Genomic DNA, 18795 nt, shown 5'->3' with positions numbered 1-18795 from the left:
GGCTTATGCCTCCTCTTTGCTGGTTTGCGTCTGGGTCTTCTTCTGCGCGGCTTTCAGCGCCGAGACGGCAGCATGAACCGCGACAGCGGCCCCCGCCACACCGGCGGCAGCCATGCCCACCTTGTCGGCATTGGCCTCAACCCCGAACTGCGTGAGATCCGTCACCCGGTTGTAAAAACTGCCCTGATCCCAGAACCCGTCTTCGGAACAGCCGATACAGCCATGACCCGACTGAATGGGAAAGCTCACGCCCTCATTCCAGCGCACGGTGGAACAGGCGTTATAGGTGGTCGGCCCCTTGCACCCCATCTTGTAGAGGCAATAGCCCTTGCGCGCGTTCTCATCATCCCACGCCTCGACGAACTGGCCCGCATCGAAATGCGGCCGACGATAGCACTTGTCATGAATACGCTGACCGTAAAACATCGCCGGCCGTCCCTGCCGGTCCAGCTCCGGCAGACGGTCAAAGGTGAGCATATAGGTGATGACCCCGGTCATCACCTCGGCAATCGGCGGGCATCCCGGCACCTTGATGATCGGCTTGTCGGTGATGACCTTGTGCACGGGCGTGGCCTGCGTCGGGTTGGGCTTGGCCGCCTGCACACAGCCATAGGACGCACACGCGCCCCAGGAGATGATCGCCTTGGCATCCTTGGCCGCATGGCGCAGCTTTTCGACAAAGGGCTTGCCGCCGGTGATGCAGAACATCCCATCCTCGTTGAGCGGCGGATTGCCCTCGACCGCCAGGATGTAATTGCCCCGGTATTTCGCGATGGTCTCTTCAAACGCCGCCTCAGCCGCATGCCCCGCCGCCGCCATGAGCGTGTCGTCGTAATCAAGGCTGATCATCGACAGCACGACATCCTTGGCCAAAGGATGCGCCGAGCGGATGAAACTTTCCGAACAGCAGGTGCATTCCAGCCCATGCACCCAAATGACCGGCGTGCGCGGCTTGGTCTCCATCGCATGTGCGATACGCGGCACCATGGCCGGGCTCAGCCCCAAGGCTGCGGCGGTCAAAGAGCAATATTTCATGAAACTGCGCCGGGTGATCCCCTGCCTGCGCATCACATCATAAAAGGTTTCGATCTGGCTCACGGCTGGTCCTCCCTCGATGTCCCCCTTGGGATGCATGCGTATACATCCCCTCACGGGCCATCAGACCAAGCCGCCAAGCGCCTGTCCAAGAAAAGGCGACTCTCTCACCGGGATAATAATCTGAAACGAAATCATGGGCTTACCTGCCCCTGACGCAGAGCTCGCGCCGCTCAACCGGCCAGTCACTAACCGCCCCCACGCCGCAACCGGTCAGCCGCTTACCGCCCGCGCCGCCGCAACCACCGCCTGCCCCAGTGCCAGACCGCCATCATTGGCCGGCGTTCGGCGATGGATCAGCACCGGCAGATCCCCCAGCGACCCCAGCGTCAAACCCAAGAGCCGCGCATTCTGGAAACACCCCCCCGACAGCGCCACGGCACGCGCCTCGCCCCGCTCCACCAGCGCCCGCGCGCGGCGGGCAAAGCCCTGCGCCAGCCCGGCATGAAACCGTGCCGCCATCCCCTCCGGCGAGACCCCCGCCGCACGGTCCTGCGCCCAGGCCTGCCACAGCAGGGCGGTCTCGATCACGCCCTCAACACCCCCCAGCGGATAGGCCCCCACATCGCCCAAGACCGCGCGCGCCTCGAGCGCCATCGCCGCCTCGCCCTCGAAACTCTGCGCGCCTGCAAATCCCAAAACCGCCGCAAAGGCATCAAAAAGCCGCCCGGCCGACGACGTCAGCGGCGCGTTCACCCCCGCACGCACCGCCTGCCGCAGCAGGTCAAGCGGCTGCGCCCCGAACATCTCGTCGGCCAGATGCTCCAGCCCGGCCGCATCAAGCTGCGCCAGCGCATTGCGCCAGGGCTCGCGGCTTGCCCTGTCGCCCCCGGGCATTGCGACCGGGCTCAGCCAGCCGCGCCGCTCAAACCCAAGATAATCGCCCAAGAGCAGCTCGCCGCCCCAGATCGTGCCATCGGGGCCAAGCCCCGCCCCGTCCAGCACGATCCCCACCACCGGCCCGCCGCCCAGCGGCCAGCCATTCTCGGCCATGCAGGCAGCCATATGCGCGTGATGATGCTGCACCTCCACCACCGGCAGGCCGCGCCCGTGGGCGGCTTGCGTCGCCCGGTAGCCGGGATGCGGGTCACAGGCCACCACTTCCGGCGCATGATCGAAGAGTGCGGCATAATCCGCATCCGCCGCCAGAAACGCCTCCCATGTCAGCGCTTCGTCCAACTCGCCCAAGTGATGCCCCAAAAGCGCCTGACCGTTCTTCAAGAGACAGATGGCCGCCTTCATCTGCCCGCCATAGGCCACCACCTGCGGCGCGGTCTCGAACCCCTCGGGCAAGGGCAGCGTGCCCGGCACCCGCCCCCGCGCCCGGCGCAAGACCATCGGCGGCGCGGCGCGCTCCACGCTGTCATCCAGCCGTCGCGCAATCTCGCGGTCATGCATCAGGAAGGCATCGGCAAAGGCCCCCAGCTTGTCGCGCGCCTCTTCGTTGCCAATCACCTGCGGCTCGCCCGACAGATTGCCAGAGGTCATCACCAGAGGCCCACCAAATTCCGCGATCAAGAGATGATGCAACGGCGTATAGGGCAGCATCCAGCCCAGCACCGCCTGCCCCGGCGCCACCTCTTCCGGCAACAGCTCTGCAACCTTCTGCAAGAGAACAATCGGCGCCGCCGGATCGCGCAAGAGCGCCGCCTCGACCTCGGACACCGCACAGGTGGCACCGATCATCGCCAGCGTGCCCATCAGCGCAAAGGGTTTCGCAGGCCGCCGCTTGCGCGCGCGCAAGAGCGCCACCGCACCGGCATTGCCCGCGTCGCAGGCCAGATGAAACCCGCCCAGCCCCTTGACGGCAACGATCCCCCCTGACCGCAGCACCGCCACCGCCCCCGCGATGGCCTCGCCGCCCCCCGGTTCCAGCCAGATACGCGGGCCACAGTCAGGACAGGCCACAGGCTGCGCATGAAAGCGCCGGTCGCCGGGGTTCTCATATTCGGCCCGGCAGGCGGCACACATCGGAAACGCCGCCATCGTGGTGCGCGCCCGGTCATAGGGCAACCCCTGCAGGATGGTGAATCTCGGCCCGCAATGCGTGCAATTGGTGAAGGCATAGCCCTGCCTGCGCCCCGGCGCGAACACCTCCGCCACGCAGTCCGGGCAACTCGCGGCATCGGGTGTCACCCGTGTCTCGGCTCCAACACCGCGACTCTCGGCAATCTCGAATTCCTCGGGCAGATCGAACACCGCCCCCTCATGCGTCACCGCATCAACCCGCGCCAGAATCGGCGCACGCGCAGGGATCGCCGCCACGAAGGCCGCCAGACCGTCGCCCGCCGCCTCGATCAACACCCCCTCAGGGTCGTTGAGCACCCGTCCCCGCAACCCCATGCTGCGCGCCAATTGCCAGATATAGGGGCGAAATCCCACCCCCTGCACCTGCCCCCGCACCCGGATGCGCCAGCCTTCATCCATACCCCGGCCTTTCATCTGGCCTCAAATACCTCGGGGGAGTCCCGGACCGCGTCCGGGACGGGGGCAGCGCCCCCAACCTTCCCCGCTCAATGCACCGGTCAATGCACCGTGCAGACCATGCAGGGATCGAAACTGCGCACGATATGCTGCACCGCAATCGGTGTGTCCTCCCCCGGCTGCACCTCGGCCCCGACCAGCGCCGCCTCGAGCGGCCCCGGCACGCCGCCCGCATCGCGCGGGCTGAAATTCCACGTGGTCGGCGCGATGATCTGCCAGGACGCAATGCGCCCCTTCTCGATCCGGCACCAATGGCCCAAGGCCCCGCGTGCCGCCTCGACCAGCCCCGCGCCCACCCCGTCGCGCGGCGGGGTCCAATCGGCCATGAAACGCGCCGCGGGGTCAATCCCCGCCAGCATCGCCTCCATCACCCGTTGCGTGCGCGCAATCTCCAGAAGGCGCCCCACGATCCGCGCCCGCACCCCGCCTTCACCGGCAAGCGCGCGCGCCAGGGGATGCCCATCCACCACCTGCCGCGCCAGGGCACCGGTCTCATAGCCCAGGCCCCCAAGCCGCGGGGCCTTGCACCAGCTATAGCCGGGATCGCGCATCGCCTCATCGGGCACGGTCTCCCCCGCCTGCGGATGCACCGCCTCTCCCAGCATCCAGGCGTGGCTCAGGTCCTCGGCGATCAACGCAGGATCAAAGGCACCCGGCGCCCCTTCTGCCCAGATGCCGCGCGCAAAAACCGGCCCCCCAGCGGTCGGATAGGCCCCATAGGACAGATACCGCCCGGCCCCCCGCCCCATCGCCGCCAGATCGAGATCGGCGGCAATCTCCAGAAAGAGCGCCACATCGCCCGTGTCCCACGCCTCCAGCGCCGCGACACTCTCCAGCGCGACAAACGCCTCCAGCGGCGCGCCGAACATCTCCGCTTCCAGATAGGTGCGAAACGCCCGCAAACTGGCCTGCATCCTGAGCTTGTCGCGCAGCGACGGCGCGCGCGTCACCCCGCCGGGCTGAATGGCCAATGTGTGCGGCCACTTGCCGCCCAGCATCCCCACAATATGCAAAAGCCGCGCCCGCGCCTCCAAGGCGCCATGCAACGCCGAGCCCTGCATCGCCGTGAACCGCGCCACCGCGCGCTCATGCCAGCGCCGCCCGCCATAGGTGGCCCGTGCGAAATCCGGCATGAAAAAGAGGTTGAAATGCGTCATGTGATCGGCCTGGTTCTCGACCGCATGCAAGAGCGCCGCCACCATCTCGCCCTCGGGGGCAGGCACGATCCCGCCCGCCTGCGCCAGGGCCTGCGCCGCCGCCGCCGATTGGCTGATGGAACAGATCCCGCAAATGCGCGGCGTGATGGTCAGCGCGTCCATCGCCCCCTTGCCCAAGAGCATCCGCTCGAACCCGCGAAAGAGCGGCGAATTGACATAGGCCGCCCGCACCCGGCCCTCCGCCACATCCAGCCGGATTTCGAGATCCCCCTCAACCCGGTTGAACGGCCCCACCAAAAGCTGTGTATCACTCATGGCTTGGGCTTCTTGAGGCTGGGGGGCACGGTGATCCGGTCGGCCACCGCATTGCGCGCGATGCGCGGCGGGGTGGCGGCCTTGGACAGGCTCGCCAGCGCCATGAACCACGCCTTCGGCATATCCGAGGGCAGACCCACCGGGATGCCCGCGAATTTCGGCGTCTCGGCAAAGCCGTGGCCCGGCTCCTCGAATTCCGGGGCGGTGCAGTTGATGCAAGGGTATCCCGCCCGCGTGCAACTGCCCTCGCCGTTCCAGCTGCGAATATTGCAATCGCCCACCGCCTGCGTGCCCACGCAGCCCAGATGCTCCATCATGCAGCCCATCTCCGACAGATGCGTGGCACTCGCCTTGTACTCGTAGAACTCGTTCTTGGGACAGGCGTGATGCACCAGATGATCGGCATAGAACCTCGGCCGCCCGTAGCCATCCAGCATCTCTTCGTGCATCTCATCCGCCGCCAGCATCAAGAGCGTCTCCGTCACCCAATCGGGATGAGTCGGGCAGCCCGCCACATTGATCACCGGCAGGCCCGAACGCGACCGGAAATCAGCCGCCAGCGCGCCGCCCGGATGCGCCCCGTCATATTGCACCCCCACCGCATCGGCGGGATTTTCGCCCGCAGAGGTCACACCGCCATAGGTGGCGCAGGTGCCCACCGCCACCACATGGCCCGCGCGCGGTGCCAGATCACGCACCCAATCAAGCATCGACCGCCCGGTGCCCGCCAGCATGTGAAACCGCCCGGTGCCATTGGGCCCGCGCAGAATCGACCCCTCGACACAGAGAATGTCGAGCGCCTGTCGCCCTTCGCGTATCTCCTCAAGCAGCGTCCGCACCGGCGCGCCCGTGGCCTCGCTCAGCGTCGGATGCCAGAGAAAGTCCAACCCCGCCCCCGCCAGCAGCGCCAGCACATTGGGATCCTCGGCACACAAGAGCGACATGGTGCAGCCCCCGCAGCCCCCCGATTGCAGCCAGAGAATGTTCATGCCGTCCCCCCGCGTGGCAGACTGAGGCGGAAACACGCCCCCGGTCCCGCCCGCTCGACCAGTTCCAGCGTGCCGCCATGCTCCTCGACAATCTTGTGCGAGATCGACAGGCCGAGGCCCGTGCCCTTGCCCACCTCCTTGGTGGTGAAGAACGGATCAAAGATCGACGGCACCTCCGACGCCGGTATCCCCGGCCCGCTGTCGCATATCTCCAGAACCGCGCGCGCGCCCTCGTAGCGCAGGTCAAGCCGCAGCGCCGGGTCCGCCATGCCCTCCATCGCATCCACCGCGTTTTGCACGAGGTTCATCAACACCTGCTGGATATGCCCCGGCCGCCCCCGCACCAAACAGGGCGCCTCCCCCGAATAGCTGGTCCGCAGATCGGATTTCGCCCCCCGTTCGATCCAGTTGACGGCAACGCGCGCGGTCTCGAACAGGTCGAAATCGGTCATCTCTCCCGCGCCATCCGCCGATAGCCGCCGCAGATCCTCGACAATGTCGCGCACCCGCTCTGCGCCGTCGCGCGCGCCCTGCACCACCTGGGCAAGGTTCTTGAGGTTGCGATCCAGCTTCAGCGCCTCGCGCAACGCCACCAGCTCCTCGCGGCTCGCCCCCGCCTGCACCCGCTCGAAATAGGTCTCGAATTGCGAGAGGTATTTCTCCAGCGTGTGCGTATTGGCGTAGACAAAGCTGATCGGGTTGTTCAACTCATGCGCCACCCCGGCCAGCAATCGGCCTAGCGAGGCCATCTTTTCATTGCGCACCAATTGCCCCTGGGTCTGTTTCAGCGCCTCATGGCTGCGCTCCAACTCGGCATAGGCACGCTTGAGCGCCCCGAGTGGCCGCCCGGTCAACACGACACCCGTGCTCTTGCGGCGGCGGTCCAGTTGCGGCGCGATGCTGAATTCCACAGGCTCAGGCCCGCTGGGCGTCACCAGATCGGCGTTCTGCGTATGGGTGCGGCGCAGCGCCACGGTCTCGGCCATCGCGGCACTCAACCGCCCGGTATCCGCCTCGGCCACGAAATCGCGCAGGGGCCGCCCCACCAGATCGGCCACCTCGATTCCGACCAGCGTGCAAAAGGACGCGCTCGCATCGGCAATCGTGCCATGCTTGTCAGCCACCACCAGGTAATCGCTGATCGACACCATGATCGACGACAGGAAATGCCGCAGATTGGTCAACTCCGCATTGCGGCTCTCAAGCTGCTCCTGGTAATCGACCAGTTCAGCATAGGTCCGGTCCATGGCGCGCAACACATCGACCCAGGTCTGGTCGCCCACATCCTTGCGCAGATCGTCGATTCCCATGCCAGACCGCCTCCGGGCCAAGACGCCTCAGTGCGCCTTGGCCAAGCCTAAAACCAATCTGCGAAAAACAAAAGCACCGCGCAGGGGGGACCGGAATTTTGAAAAAATTCCGCCCCGGAAAATTTTCAATTTTCCGTCCCCGTCGCGCGCCCGCTTACTTGAGGATCGAACGCCCCGCGTAAATCGCGGTCTCGCCCAGCATTTCCTCGATGCGGATCAACTGGTTGTATTTCGCCAGCCGGTCCGACCGCGCAAGGCTGCCGGTCTTGATCTGCCCACAGTTGGTGGCCACCGCCAGGTCGGCGATGGTGGCGTCCTCGGTCTCGCCCGAGCGGTGCGACATCACATTGGTCATGCGCGCGCGATGCGCCATATCGACCGCTTGCAGCGTCTCGGTCAGCGTGCCGATCTGGTTGACCTTGACCAGCATGGAGTTGCCGCAGCCGCGCTCGATCCCCATCGCCAGGCGCGCCGGGTTGGTGACAAAGAGGTCATCGCCCACCAGCTGCACCTTGTCGCCCAGCGCCTCGGTCAGCGCGCGCCAGCCCTCCCAATCGTCCTCGGCCATGCCGTCCTCGATCGAGATGATCGGATAATCCGCCACCAGCGCTTGCAAATATGCGACGTTCTCAGCGCTGCTCAGGCTCAATCCTTCGCCCGAAATCTCGTACTTGCCGCCCTTGTAATATTCGGTCGCGGCGCAATCGAGGCCAAGGTAAATCTCTTCGCCGGGGCGATACCCCGCCTTCTCGATGGATTTGAGAATGAAATCCAGCGCGTCGCGCGTGCTCGAAAGGTTCGGGGCAAAGCCGCCCTCGTCGCCCACGCCGGTTGCCAGACCCGCCGCCGACAGTTCCTTTTTCAGCGTGTGGAACACCTCAGACCCCATGCGCACGGCATCGCGGATATTCTCCGCCGCCACCGGCAGGATCATGAATTCCTGAATGTCGATGGGGTTGTCGGCATGCTCGCCGCCATTGATGATGTTCATCATCGGCACCGGCAACACCCGCGCCGAGGTGCCTCCCACATAGCGATAGAGCGGCTGACCCGAGTAATCCGCCGCCGCCTTGGCACAGGCAAGGCTCACGCCGAGGATCGCATTGGCTCCCAGACGGCTCTTGTTGGGCGTGCCGTCGAGCTCGATCATCGCCATGTCGAGCGAGACCTGTTCCGTCGCATCCATGCCCGCCAGCGCCTCGGCAATCTCGCCATTGACGGCGGCCACCGCCTCCAGCACGCCCTTGCCCAGATAACGCCCCTTGTCGCCGTCGCGCCGCTCGACCGCCTCATGCGCACCCGTTGACGCCCCCGACGGCACCGCCGCACGGCCCATGGTGCCATCCTCCAGCGTGACATCGACCTCAACCGTCGGATTGCCCCGGCTGTCCAGAATTTCGCGGGCGTGAATGTCGATGATGCTGCTCATGGGCGGGAATCCTCTGCTGGAATGAACTCGCGCCTGCCTTAGCAAGTTTTCCGTGCTTTGCAAACGCGGCAGAAATCACGCAGCCGCAGCAACGCCCGCGCTACTCCGCCGCCCGCGCCGCCTCTTCCGCGTCGATCTCGGCTGCCCGCCGCTCGACCTGTTCGACGATGTGCTCGATCATCTGGTCATTGTCCAACCGGTGGCTCTGCTTGCCCGCGAGATAGACCATGCCATGCCCCGCGCCCCCGCCGGTAAAGCCGACATCGGTCATCAGCGCTTCACCGGGGCCGTTCACCACGCAGCCGATGATGCTCAGGCTCATCGGTGTCTTGATATGCTCCAGCCGCTTTTCCAGCGCCTCGACCGTCTTGATCACGTCAAAGCCCTGCCGCGCGCAGGACGGGCAAGAGATGATATTGACCCCGCGATGCCGCAGGCCCAGAGATTTCAGGATCTCATAGCCCACCTTGACCTCTTCCACCGGATCGGCGCTGAGGGAAACCCGGATCGTGTCGCCAATCCCCATCCACAAGAGATTGCCCAGACCGATCGCGCTCTTGATCGTGCCCGACATGAGCCCGCCCGCCTCGGTGATGCCCAGGTGAATCGGCGCATCGGTGACCTCGGCCAATTGCTGATAGGCAGCAGCGGCCATGAACACATCCGAGGCTTTCACACTGATCTTGAACTCGTGGAAATCATTGTCTTGCAGGATACGGATATGCGCCAACCCGGACTCGACCATCGCATCCGGGCACGGCTCGCCGTATTTGTCCAGGAGATGCTTTTCCAGTGACCCGGCATTGACGCCGATCCGCATCGAACAGCCATGATCCCGCGCCGCGGCAATCACCTCGCGCACCCGCTTTTCATCGCCGATATTGCCCGGATTGATCCGCAGACAGGCGGCCCCCGCCTCTGCCGCCTCGATCCCGCGCCGGTAATGGAAATGAATGTCGGCCACAATTGGCACCGGGCTTTCGCGCACGATCTCTTTCAGCGCCCGCGCACTTGCCTCGTCCGGCACCGACACCCGGACGATATCCGCTCCCGCCTCTGCCGCCGCCTGCACCTGTGCCACCGTGCCCGCCACATCCGTGGTCAGCGTGTTGGTCATGGTCTGCACCGAAATCGGGGCGTCCCCCCCGACCGGCACATTGCCCACCATGATCTGACGGGATTTGCGGCGATAGATATTGCGCCACGGGCGGATATGATTGAGCGACATCGCGTCTGACCCCATTCGACTTAAGGTGACTGTTCCCCGCACGATAGACCGTGCCGGGGTTCGCGGCAATCGCGTGTGGCTTATTGCTGCGGTGCTGCCTCAGGCGCGATCTCGGCCTCGGCGACATAACGCATCAGGTCCTGATCGGACTCGAGATCGGCCAAGGCATAGCGCCCGGTCAATTCCTCTGCCGTCAGCGCCAGCCCCGAGGTCACAGCCCCGCGCGTGCCCGCAGGCCCGTAATGCTGACCATTGACCGCGAAATAGATGGCACCCGATTCGCCAACGCGCAGCGTCGGCGGCTCCTCTGTCGCGGGCACGGCATAGCTGTCGCCCGCGTTCAGAATACCCTCGTAGATCACGCTGCCATCGGCGGCGCGCACCCGCACCCATGCCGGGCGCACCGCGACCACCTGCACCTCGGCCATGGCTCCCGCCACCACCTGTGGCCGGTTCGGGCCCGGTGCGTCAAACTCCTGCGCCTCGCGCAGTGCCAGCGCGATACCGCTGTCGCGATCCGCTTCCGGTGCGACCGGGCTCAGCGTGCCCACTTCGCGCGGGTCCAGCGTGGAAATCGGCGCATCCCGCGCCACCATCACCGGCACATCCAGCGCCTTGGGGCGATAGAGGCGGCTCAACCGCTCGTCGCGCGGCGGCTGAAAGACGCCCGATGCGGCATCCTCGCCCGCGTCCGTTTCTGCCGCCGTGGCCCCGCTCAGCGGATCCAGGTCGGCAAGGACCACCGGGGTATTTTCCACCGGCGCAAGCTGCACCTGCTGCACCTGTCGCAACACGCTCCATCCGCCATAGCCGATCGCCCCGATCAACGCGACCAGCACAAAGGCCGATCCGATCGCTCCGGGCTCGATCCGCGACAGGAAACTCTCCGAGGCGGGCAGAAACGGCGTGTTGGGCGACATCAGCGGATCCTGCATCGCTGCTTTGCGCTGCTTGACCGGGCCCGCCTTGCGGATCGACGATGCCTCCGCCGACATGCCATGCGCGATGGAGAATCCGGATTCCTCGCAAAACGCCTTGAACGCCTGATCCGGGTCCATCCCCAGATAGCGCGCATAGGACCGGACATACCCGGGAATGAAACCGGGGGTATCAAAGGCAGACGGATCGCAATTCTCGATTGCGGCCACGTAATTGGCCTTGATCCGCAACTCGCGTTCGACATCCAGAAGGGATTTGCCAAGCGTCGCACGCTCGCCGCGCATCAGATCGCCAAGGCGTAACTCGAAGGCGTCAAAGCCTTTGGCTTCAACTTCCTCAACTTCGGCCTTCCGCGAAAATCGCCGCCCGATCATGCGCCCCCTGCCTCTCGAGTGTCTTGCCCAGCTGCCCGAATGTCCCGATTCGAGCTCTGAACTTTTCTTTATCAGACGGTAACACAAGGCAAGGTATAATGCACGCGCAGAGAGATCAGCCCGCCAATTCGGCGCGATTCAGCGCACAATGGCTCCATAGCTCATCCATCGCGCGCACCAGCGCATCCATCTCCTTGGGCCCATGCACCGGCGAGGGGGTAAAGCGCAGCCGCTCGGTGCCGCGCGGCACGGTCGGGAAATTGATCGGCTGCACATAGATGCCATAGCCCTCGAGCAGCATGTCGCTCAGCTTCTTGGTATGCACCGGGTCGCCCACGATCACCGGCACGATATGGCTGCCATGGTCGATCATCGGAAGGCCCATGCCCTTGAGGCGCGTCTTGAGGATTTTCGCCTGGGTCTGATGCGCATCGCGCAGCTTTTGCCCCTCGGCCGTCTTGAGGAACGCGACCGAGGCCGTGGCCCCCGCCGCCAGTGCCGGGGCCAGCGAGGTCGAGAAAATGAAACCGGGCGCATAAGAGCGGACCGCGTCGCACATCTTGGCCGAGGCCGCGATATAGCCGCCCATCACGCCATAGGCCTTGGCCAGCGTGCCGTTGATGATATCCAGACGATGCATCAAGCGGTCCCGCTCGCAAATCCCAGCCCCGCGCGCGCCATACATGCCCACCGCATGGACCTCGTCGATATAGGTCAGCGCGCCAAATTCGTCCGCCAGATCGCAAATCGCCTCGATGGGGCCGAAATCCCCGTCCATCGAATAGACGCTTTCAAAGGCAATCAGCTTGGGCGCGGCAGGATCATCCGCCGCCATCAACTCGCGCAGATGCTCTACATCGTTATGCCGGAAAATCCGCTTGGCGCCCCCGTTGCGGCGCACGCCCTCGATCATGCTGGCATGGTTCAGCGCATCGGAATAGATGATCAACCCGGGAAAGAGCTTGGGCAGCGTGCTCAGCGTCGCGTCATTGGCGATATAGGCCGAAGTAAAGAGCAGCGCCGCTTCCTTGCCATGCAGATCGGCCAATTCCGCCTCGAGCCGCTTGTGGTAAACGGTCGTGCCGGAAATGTTGCGTGTGCCGCCCGATCCGGCCCCCGTGGCGTCAATCGCCTCGTGCATCGCGCTCAGGACAACCGGATGCTGGCCCATCCCCAGATAATCATTGCCACACCAGACCGTGATCGGCTGCTCCGCGCCATCCGGCTTGCGCCATATCGCGTGAGGGAAATTTCCGTTCTTCCGTTCGATGTCGATAAAGGTGCGATAGCGACCTTCCTTGTGCAAACGGTCGATCGCCTGATCCAGCTTGGCTTCGTAATCCACTGGCGTTTCCTTCCTGATCGTCACCGAGCGACGGGGCCAACCGCCTATCGGGTCTTGCGCGGCGGGGTGCACCACCTATTCAATATTTGGAATGCATATAAAACACATTCCCTTCACGCAACAGGTTACAAATTGACGCTGCCCCGCTCCTTGACCTGGGTCAAGTGACTGGACAGCACCGATTGGCCTGATACCCTCACGCGCGACAATACTCAAACCCAAAGGCCCGCCATGTCGCTTTCCGCCGTTCTTTCCCGCATCGACGACCAATTGCCCGCCGCCCTCGACCGTCTGACCGGGCTCTTGCGCATCCCCTCGATTTCGACCGATCCCGCCTATGCGGCGGATTGCGAGGCGGCCGCCGATTGGCTGGTGGCAGACCTGCAAAGCCTTGGCGTGCATGCAGAAAAACGCGCAACCCCGGGCCGCCCCATGGTCGTGGGTCATATCGACGGACCAGCGGGGGGCTCGGGGCCGCACCTGCTGTTCTATGGGCATTACGATGTGCAGCCGGTCGACCCTCTGGCGCTCTGGCACACGGATCCCTTCGCGCCTGAAATTCAGGACACCCCGCACGGAAAAGTGATCCGGGCGCGCGGGGCCTCCGATGACAAGGGCCAACTCATGACCTTCGTCGAGGCCTGCCGCGCCTATCGCGACGTGACCGGCGCACTGCCCTGCCGCATCACCTTCTTCTTCGAGGGCGAAGAGGAATCAGGCTCGCCCTCGCTCATCCCCTTCATGCGCGACAACGCCGCCGAACTCGGCGCAGACCTCGCGCTCATCTGCGATACCTCCATGGTCGCGCCCGGCGTGCCCTCCATCGCCTCGCAACTGCGCGGCATGCTCAAGGATGAATTCACCATAACCGGCCCGCGCATCGACCTGCACTCGGGCCATTATGGCGGCCCTGCCCTCAACCCCTTGCGCGAAATCTCGCGGCTCATCGCATCCTTCCACGACGAGACCGGACGCGTCGCGGTCGAAGGCTTCTACGAAGGGGTGCACGAGGTGCCCGCCGACCTGCTGCGCCAGTGGGAAAACTGCGGTTTCGACGAACACGATTACCTGTCGTCCGTGGGCATGACCCGCGCCCATGGCGAGGCGGGCTACTCCGCCCTCGTCCAGCAATGGGCGCGCCCGACGCTCGAAATCAACGGCCTCTGGGGCGGCTATCAGGGCGCAGGCACCAAAACGGTGATTCCGTCAGAGGCACATTGCAAACTGACCTGCCGCCTTGTCGGCGACATGGACCCCGACAAACTCCGCCAAAAGGTCCGCAAACACGTCGAGGATCGCCTCTCGCCCGATGCCAAGATCACCTGGAATCAGGATCTCGACGGCTCGCCCGCGGCGGTGATGAACATCAACCGTCCCGAATTCGAGGCCGCCCGTCAGGCGCTCTCGGACGAATGGGCGCGCGAGGCGGTCTTTACCGGCATGGGCGGCTCCATCCCCATCGCCGGGTTTTTCAAGGAGATCCTCGGCCTTGACGCCATGCTCATCGGCTTTGCCCAAGAGGATGACGCCATCCACTCGCCCAACGAGAAATACAACGTCCAGAGCTTTCACAAAGGCATCCGAAGCTGGGCACGGGTGCTCGACGCGCTGGCGCAATGATCCCCGGCTTCACCGGTCAGCGCCACGGCCCCCTCGCCTGCAGCATCGGCGGCGAGGGCCCGCCGTTGCTGCTTCTGCACGGCTTTCCGCAGACCCGCGCCATGTGGGCGCACATCGCGCCCGCGCTCGCGCAGAGCCACACCGTGATCTGCCCCGACCTGCCCGGCTATGGCGACTCGGCCAAACCGCACGATCTCTCTGCCTACAGCTTTCGCGCCATGGCCGCGCAGATGACCTCCCTGATGGACAGCCTTGGCCATCACAGGTTCGATCTGATTGGCCATGACCGCGGTGCGCGCGTCGCCCATCGCCTGACGCTCGATGCCCCAACCCGCGTCACGTCGCTCTGCCTGATGGATATCATTCCGACCCATACCCTGCTGTCGGACCTGCGCTGGCAGGTGGCAAAATCCTATTATCACTGGTTCTTTCTCGCCCAGCCCGCCCCCTTTCCCGATCAGATGATCGCCGCCGATCCAGAGCGCTATTTCACGTCCTGCCTGCTCGGCTGGGGCGGCGCACAGCTGACGGATTTCGACGCGGCCCAACTGGCGCAATACCGCGCCGCCTGGCACGATCCCGACACGATCCGCGGCATGTGCAACGACTACCGCGCCACACTCACCTTGGACATGGCCGATGACAGCGCCGATGCCACGGCGCAAATCACCTGCCCCACCCGCATCCTCTATGGGGCCTCCGGGGCCATGGCCAAACACTACGATGTCCCCGCAACATGGGCCACGAAATGCACCGACATGACCGCCCGCGCCCTACCGGGTGGCCATTTCTTTCCCGACACCGCCCCACAGGAAACCGCGCAAGCCCTGCAGGACTTTCTCGCAAAACGCTGAAACCATCTGGCCGACACACCCCTTGGGCCGCGCGCCCTAAGCGCCCTGCGCCTGATACACCGCGCCCACCTCGGCCCGGATGATCCGCGCGATCTGGGCGCAATCCTCTAGGCTAAAGGTCAGCGGCAGGCGCATATCGACTATGCCGCGCAGGATGCGGTCGCTCTTGGGCATCGGCGCGGACGGCGCATAGCGCCAGCTGTCATAGCGGCTGGTAAAGCCCACAGGCTCCGCCCCGCCAAACCATTTCAACTCGACGCCGCGCGACAGGCAGCGCTTCAAGACCTCGGCGATCCGCCCGCCGTCCCAATCCAGCAACAGGAACTGGATGGACGAGCCAACATAGCGCTCCGCCTCGGCGCGCTCCACCACCGTCAACCCCGGCGTGCCGCGCAGGCCCTCCTCGACCACGCGGTACCGCGCGTTCCACTTGTCGCATTTCGCGTCCAGCGCGCGCAATTGCGGCCTCAGAATCGCCGCGCGCAGATGGTCCATCCGCCCCGACACGTTGGGCGTGTCGTATTTGACCCGTTCGAACACCTCCGCAGGCGGCACGACGCCGTGGCGCGCATAGAGCATGTAGGACCCCGACAGGATCACCGCCCGCGCCATCACCTCGTCATCGTCGGTGATCAGGAACCCGCCCTCGCCGGAATTCATATGCTTGTAGGTCTGGGTGGAATAACACCCGATCTTGCCCCAACGCCCCGACGGGATGCCGCGCCACGCCGCCCCCATCGTATGCGCGCAATCCTCGATCACGGTCACACCGGCCGCGTCACAAATCGCCATCAGCGCGTCCATATCCACCAGATGCCCGCGCATATGGCTCAGCATCAGCACCTTGGCATCCCCAACCTTGGCCGCCAGATCCTCCAGATCAATCGTCAACGCCTCGGTGACACCCACAAAGACCGGCACCGCCCCCACGCTGGCAATCGACCCCGGCACAGGGGCAAGCGTAAAGGCATTGGTCAACACCCTGTCCCCCGGCCCCACCCCCAGCGCGCGCAGCGCCGTGGCCATGGCATAACCGCCCGAGGTGACGGCGAGGGCATAGCGCGCGCCGGTGTAGGCCGCGAATTCGCGCTCGAGCGCGGCCACCTCGCCCGCCTCCTCGCCCACAAGGTTATACCGATGCAACCGGCCCGACCGCAGCACGTCGAGCGCCGCCGCGATCCCCTCTTCAGGGATCGGTTCCTGTTGCGTGAAATTGCCTGTGAATCTCTCTGTCATGTCCTTGTTGTGGGGCGCACCCGGCCTTGCGTCAATGGCTTTGCGGCCCGGCCCCACCTTCCTTCAGAAAACCCGAAACCGCCCTGCGGCTCAGCCGATAAGACGCCGCACCACGCCGGGCAATTCGTCGTAATGCGCGATCACGGCCTCGGGCTTCAGCGCCGCCACCGCCGCCCCGCCGGGGCCGAACCCAACCAGCACCGACGGCACCCCCGCCGCCCGCGCGGTATCGTGATCCGTCACCGTATCGCCCACCATCAGCGCGCGGGCCGGGTCGCCCCCCGCCCGTCGCACCGTTTCGCGCAGATGCTCGGGATCAGGCTTGCGCACCGCCAGCGTATCCGCGCCCGTGAGCGCCTGAAACGCCCCCAATACCCCCAACCGCTCCAACAGGATACGCGCCAGACGCTCGGGCTTGTTGGTGCAGATCGCCACGCGGTAGCCATCGCCGCTCAGCCGCTCCACAGCCGCCATGGCACCGGGATAGAGCACCGTGTGCACGTCAATCGCTTGCGCATAGGCCTCCAGCAACACCGGGTAATAGCGGTCGATGGTGGCCTCATCCCCGGCCCGGCCCAGCCGCTCCATCCCCAAACGCAGCATCGCGCGCCCGCCACGAAGGGCCACGCCGGTGTCGGTTTCGGCCCGCAGCAGATCGCCCGCGCCCATGTCGCGAAAACAGGTATTGGCCGCCGCCAGCAAATCGCCGCTCGTATCCGCGAGCGTTCCATCCAGATCGAAAACCACCGTGCGCATGCCTGCTCCCTCGCCGCCTCACGCCAGCGGATAGTGCGCCCCTGCCCGAATTACAAAGGAAAATGCACAGGCCCTATTCGGCCAGCCGGTATACCCGCAACTCCGGCAGCGCCGTCAGCGCCGCCCCCAGGGCGCGGAACCCCGCCAGCGACAATTGGCTGCCCGCGCCGCGCTCGGCCTCTAGCGGAACGAGGTCTACCGCCACCGACTGCCCGGTCGGCGCATAATCCACCCGCCCGCGCCCCGGCACATCGACCAGAGGCGTCTTGAGCCAGAGCCCCGGCTCGGCCGGCGATCCAAGCGAGGCCACGGTCGTGCCCAGCGCGCCCGCCGATGCCGTGGCCGCCTCGACCCGCGCCGCCTTGCGCTCGGCGGGCGTCGTCGCGTCCAGCGTTTCCGGCGTCATCGGCGCCACCACTTCGGGCGCAGGCTCCGCGCGCGGGCCAAACAGCCGCTCCACCTGCGCACAGCCCGAAACCGTCAGAACGCCCAAGATCACGATCAAAAGCCTCATTTGTCCACCCTACCCCCCATGCTTCAGCCCTTCAACGGCCAACTTGTCCCTTGCCCCGCCGCGCCGCCCCCCCTAGATTTGCGCCATGACAGCACCGCTCATCGACCCGTTCCAACGCGCCATTTCCTACCTGCGTGTCTCCGTGACAGACCGCTGCGATTTCCGCTGCGTCTATTGCATGTCCGAGAACATGACCTTCCTGCCCAAGCGCGAATTGCTCACGCTCGAGGAACTGGACAGGCTTTGCTCGACCTTCGTGCGCATGGGGGTGCAGAAGCTGCGCATCACCGGCGGCGAACCGCTGGTGCGCAAGGGCATCATGACCTTCTTCGACGCGATGACCCGCCATTTGGACTCGGGCGCGCTCAAGGAATTGACCCTCACCACCAACGGCAGCCAGATGGAACGCTTCGCGGCCGACCTCCATGCCGCTGGCGTGCGCCGGGTGAATATCTCGCTCGACACGCTCGATGATCAGAAATTCGCCGACATCACCCGCTGGGGCCGCTTGGCCCAGGTGCTCAAGGGGATCGACGCCGCCCAGAACGCGGGACTGCGCGTCAAGATCAACACCGTGGCGCTCAAGGGCTTCAACGAGGACGAGCTGTTCACCCTCACCGAGTGGTGCGCGTCGCGCGACATGGACCTCACCTTCATCGAGGTGATGCCGATGGGCGACATCGGCAACGAGGACCGCTTGGGCCAATACTGGAAACTCTCCGATCTGCGCGCGCGCTTGCGCGAACGCTTCACCCTCACCGAATTGACCGAGCGCAGCGGCGGCCCCGCCCGCTATGTGCGCCTTGAGGAAACCGGCCAAAAGATCGGCTTCATCACGCCGCTCACGCATAATTTCTGCGAAAGCTGCAACCGCGTGCGCCTCACCTGCACCGGCGAGCTTTACATGTGCCTCGGCCAAGAGGACATGGCCGACCTGCGCGCGCCCCTGCGCAACAATCCCGGCAGCGACGCCATGCTGGAAGAGGCCATTCGCGCCGCCATCCGCCGCAAACCCAAGGGGCACGATTTCGACTATTCGCGCCAGACCGTCGACGGCCGTGTCTCGCGCCACATGAGCCACACGGGCGGATAACCCCGCCCGTCCGCGCCAAAACCCGCAGGCTTCATCGTTCCCGAAATACTCAATATC

Annotated in this window: 15 protein-coding genes; 3 read left to right on the top strand and 12 right to left on the bottom strand. The window is 65.3% G+C overall.

Annotated features, from left to right (window positions below):
• Window positions 1-3: 3 nt before the first annotated feature.
• From MVC20_RS14465 to hemA, 9 genes are all read right to left on the bottom strand, one after another.
• Window positions 4-1098: a hydrogenase small subunit gene (locus tag MVC20_RS14465; protein WP_297542574.1), complete on the bottom strand. Its 1095-nt coding sequence runs from the start codon at window positions 1096-1098 to the stop codon at window positions 4-6.
• A 210-nt stretch (window positions 1099-1308) separates the two neighbouring features.
• Window positions 1309-3522 carry a carbamoyltransferase HypF gene (gene hypF / locus MVC20_RS14460; protein WP_297542572.1) on the bottom strand — a complete coding sequence of 738 codons (2214 nt, stop codon included), beginning with the start codon at window positions 3520-3522 and terminating at the stop codon, window positions 1309-1311.
• A gap of 98 nt (window positions 3523-3620) precedes the next feature.
• Window positions 3621-5051, bottom strand: a complete 1431-nt coding sequence (locus MVC20_RS14455) for a nickel-dependent hydrogenase large subunit (protein WP_297542570.1) — start codon at window positions 5049-5051, stop codon at window positions 3621-3623.
• On the bottom strand, window positions 5048-6040 hold the full coding sequence (locus tag MVC20_RS14450; protein ID WP_297542568.1) for a HupU protein: 993 nt from the start codon (window positions 6038-6040) through the stop codon (window positions 5048-5050). The genes MVC20_RS14455 and MVC20_RS14450 overlap by 4 nt, the downstream gene beginning before the upstream one ends.
• Complete coding sequence (locus tag MVC20_RS14445) at window positions 6037-7350, bottom strand: ATP-binding protein (protein WP_297542566.1); 1314 nt, start codon at window positions 7348-7350, stop codon at window positions 6037-6039. Before MVC20_RS14445 ends, MVC20_RS14450 begins: the two co-directional genes overlap by 4 nt.
• Before the next feature lie 154 nt (window positions 7351-7504).
• Entirely contained in the window at window positions 7505-8779 is a 1275-nt protein-coding gene (gene eno / locus MVC20_RS14440; protein WP_297542564.1) for a phosphopyruvate hydratase, read from the bottom strand.
• A gap of 100 nt (window positions 8780-8879) precedes the next feature.
• Window positions 8880-10007: a flavodoxin-dependent (E)-4-hydroxy-3-methylbut-2-enyl-diphosphate synthase gene (ispG, locus tag MVC20_RS14435; protein ID WP_297542562.1), complete on the bottom strand. Its 1128-nt coding sequence runs from the start codon at window positions 10005-10007 to the stop codon at window positions 8880-8882.
• 80 nt (window positions 10008-10087) lie between these two features.
• Window positions 10088-11320 carry a helix-turn-helix domain-containing protein gene (locus MVC20_RS14430; RefSeq protein WP_297542560.1) on the bottom strand — a complete coding sequence of 411 codons (1233 nt, stop codon included), beginning with the start codon at window positions 11318-11320 and terminating at the stop codon, window positions 10088-10090.
• 115 nt (window positions 11321-11435) lie between these two features.
• Window positions 11436-12665 carry a 5-aminolevulinate synthase gene (gene hemA, locus MVC20_RS14425; RefSeq protein WP_297542770.1) on the bottom strand — a complete coding sequence of 410 codons (1230 nt, stop codon included), beginning with the start codon at window positions 12663-12665 and terminating at the stop codon, window positions 11436-11438.
• A 231-nt stretch (window positions 12666-12896) separates the two neighbouring features.
• Between hemA and MVC20_RS14420 the strand changes: the two genes are divergently transcribed.
• The gene (locus MVC20_RS14420; protein ID WP_297542558.1) at window positions 12897-14285 is read left to right on the top strand and encodes a M20/M25/M40 family metallo-hydrolase; all 1389 of its coding nucleotides are present in this window, start codon (window positions 12897-12899) and stop codon (window positions 14283-14285) included.
• Between the two features lie 65 nt (window positions 14286-14350).
• Window positions 14351-15139, top strand: a complete 789-nt coding sequence (locus MVC20_RS14415; RefSeq protein WP_363320801.1) for an alpha/beta hydrolase — start codon at window positions 14351-14353, stop codon at window positions 15137-15139.
• 36 nt (window positions 15140-15175) lie between these two features.
• Here the strand turns inward: MVC20_RS14415 and MVC20_RS14410 are convergent, their stop codons facing one another.
• The 3 genes from MVC20_RS14410 to MVC20_RS14400 form a co-directional block, all read right to left on the bottom strand.
• A complete protein-coding gene (locus MVC20_RS14410; RefSeq protein WP_297542555.1) occupies window positions 15176-16375 on the bottom strand; it encodes a DegT/DnrJ/EryC1/StrS family aminotransferase in 1200 nt (399 codons plus the stop codon).
• Between the two features lie 90 nt (window positions 16376-16465).
• A complete protein-coding gene (locus MVC20_RS14405) occupies window positions 16466-17131 on the bottom strand; it encodes an HAD-IA family hydrolase (RefSeq protein ID WP_297542553.1) in 666 nt (221 codons plus the stop codon).
• A gap of 73 nt (window positions 17132-17204) precedes the next feature.
• The gene (locus MVC20_RS14400) at window positions 17205-17645 is read right to left on the bottom strand and encodes a hypothetical protein (RefSeq protein ID WP_297542551.1); all 441 of its coding nucleotides are present in this window, start codon (window positions 17643-17645) and stop codon (window positions 17205-17207) included.
• Between the two features lie 85 nt (window positions 17646-17730).
• On the opposite strand from MVC20_RS14400, the gene moaA reads away from it, so the two are divergent.
• Window positions 17731-18738 (top strand): GTP 3',8-cyclase MoaA, encoded by a 1008-nt coding sequence (gene moaA / locus MVC20_RS14395; RefSeq protein WP_297542549.1) that lies wholly within the window; start codon window positions 17731-17733, stop codon window positions 18736-18738.
• The last annotated feature ends 57 nt before the right edge of the window (window positions 18739-18795 follow it).

The organism is Roseovarius sp. (assembly GCF_027019125.1).
In the GTDB taxonomy this organism is placed as follows: domain Bacteria; phylum Pseudomonadota; class Alphaproteobacteria; order Rhodobacterales; family Rhodobacteraceae; genus Roseovarius.
Note: the sequence above shows the minus strand (reverse complement) of the source record. Positions and strands in the feature narration are given on the sequence as shown.

Bases quoted from the DNA above. Each gene is read 5' to 3' on its own strand.
- hypF (WP_297542572.1), bottom strand. From the start codon at position 3,522: ATGGATGAAGGCTGGCGCATCCGGGTGCGGGGGCAGGTGCAGGGGGTG.
- MVC20_RS14455 (WP_297542570.1), bottom strand. From the start codon at position 5,051: ATGAGTGATACACAGCTTTTGGTGGGGCCGTTCAACCGGGTTGAGGGG.
- MVC20_RS14450 (WP_297542568.1), bottom strand. From the start codon at position 6,040: ATGAACATTCTCTGGCTGCAATCGGGGGGCTGCGGGGGCTGCACCATG.
- MVC20_RS14445 (WP_297542566.1), bottom strand. From the start codon at position 7,350: ATGGGAATCGACGATCTGCGCAAGGATGTGGGCGACCAGACCTGGGTC.
- eno (WP_297542564.1), bottom strand. From the start codon at position 8,779: ATGAGCAGCATCATCGACATTCACGCCCGCGAAATTCTGGACAGCCGG.
- ispG (WP_297542562.1), bottom strand. From the start codon at position 10,007: ATGTCGCTCAATCATATCCGCCCGTGGCGCAATATCTATCGCCGCAAA.
- MVC20_RS14430 (WP_297542560.1), bottom strand. From the start codon at position 11,320: ATGATCGGGCGGCGATTTTCGCGGAAGGCCGAAGTTGAGGAAGTTGAA.
- MVC20_RS14420 (WP_297542558.1), top strand. From the start codon at position 12,897: ATGTCGCTTTCCGCCGTTCTTTCCCGCATCGACGACCAATTGCCCGCC.
- MVC20_RS14410 (WP_297542555.1), bottom strand. From the start codon at position 16,375: ATGACAGAGAGATTCACAGGCAATTTCACGCAACAGGAACCGATCCCT.
- MVC20_RS14405 (WP_297542553.1), bottom strand. From the start codon at position 17,131: ATGCGCACGGTGGTTTTCGATCTGGATGGAACGCTCGCGGATACGAGC.
- MVC20_RS14400 (WP_297542551.1), bottom strand. From the start codon at position 17,645: ATGAGGCTTTTGATCGTGATCTTGGGCGTTCTGACGGTTTCGGGCTGT.
- moaA (WP_297542549.1), top strand. From the start codon at position 17,731: ATGACAGCACCGCTCATCGACCCGTTCCAACGCGCCATTTCCTACCTG.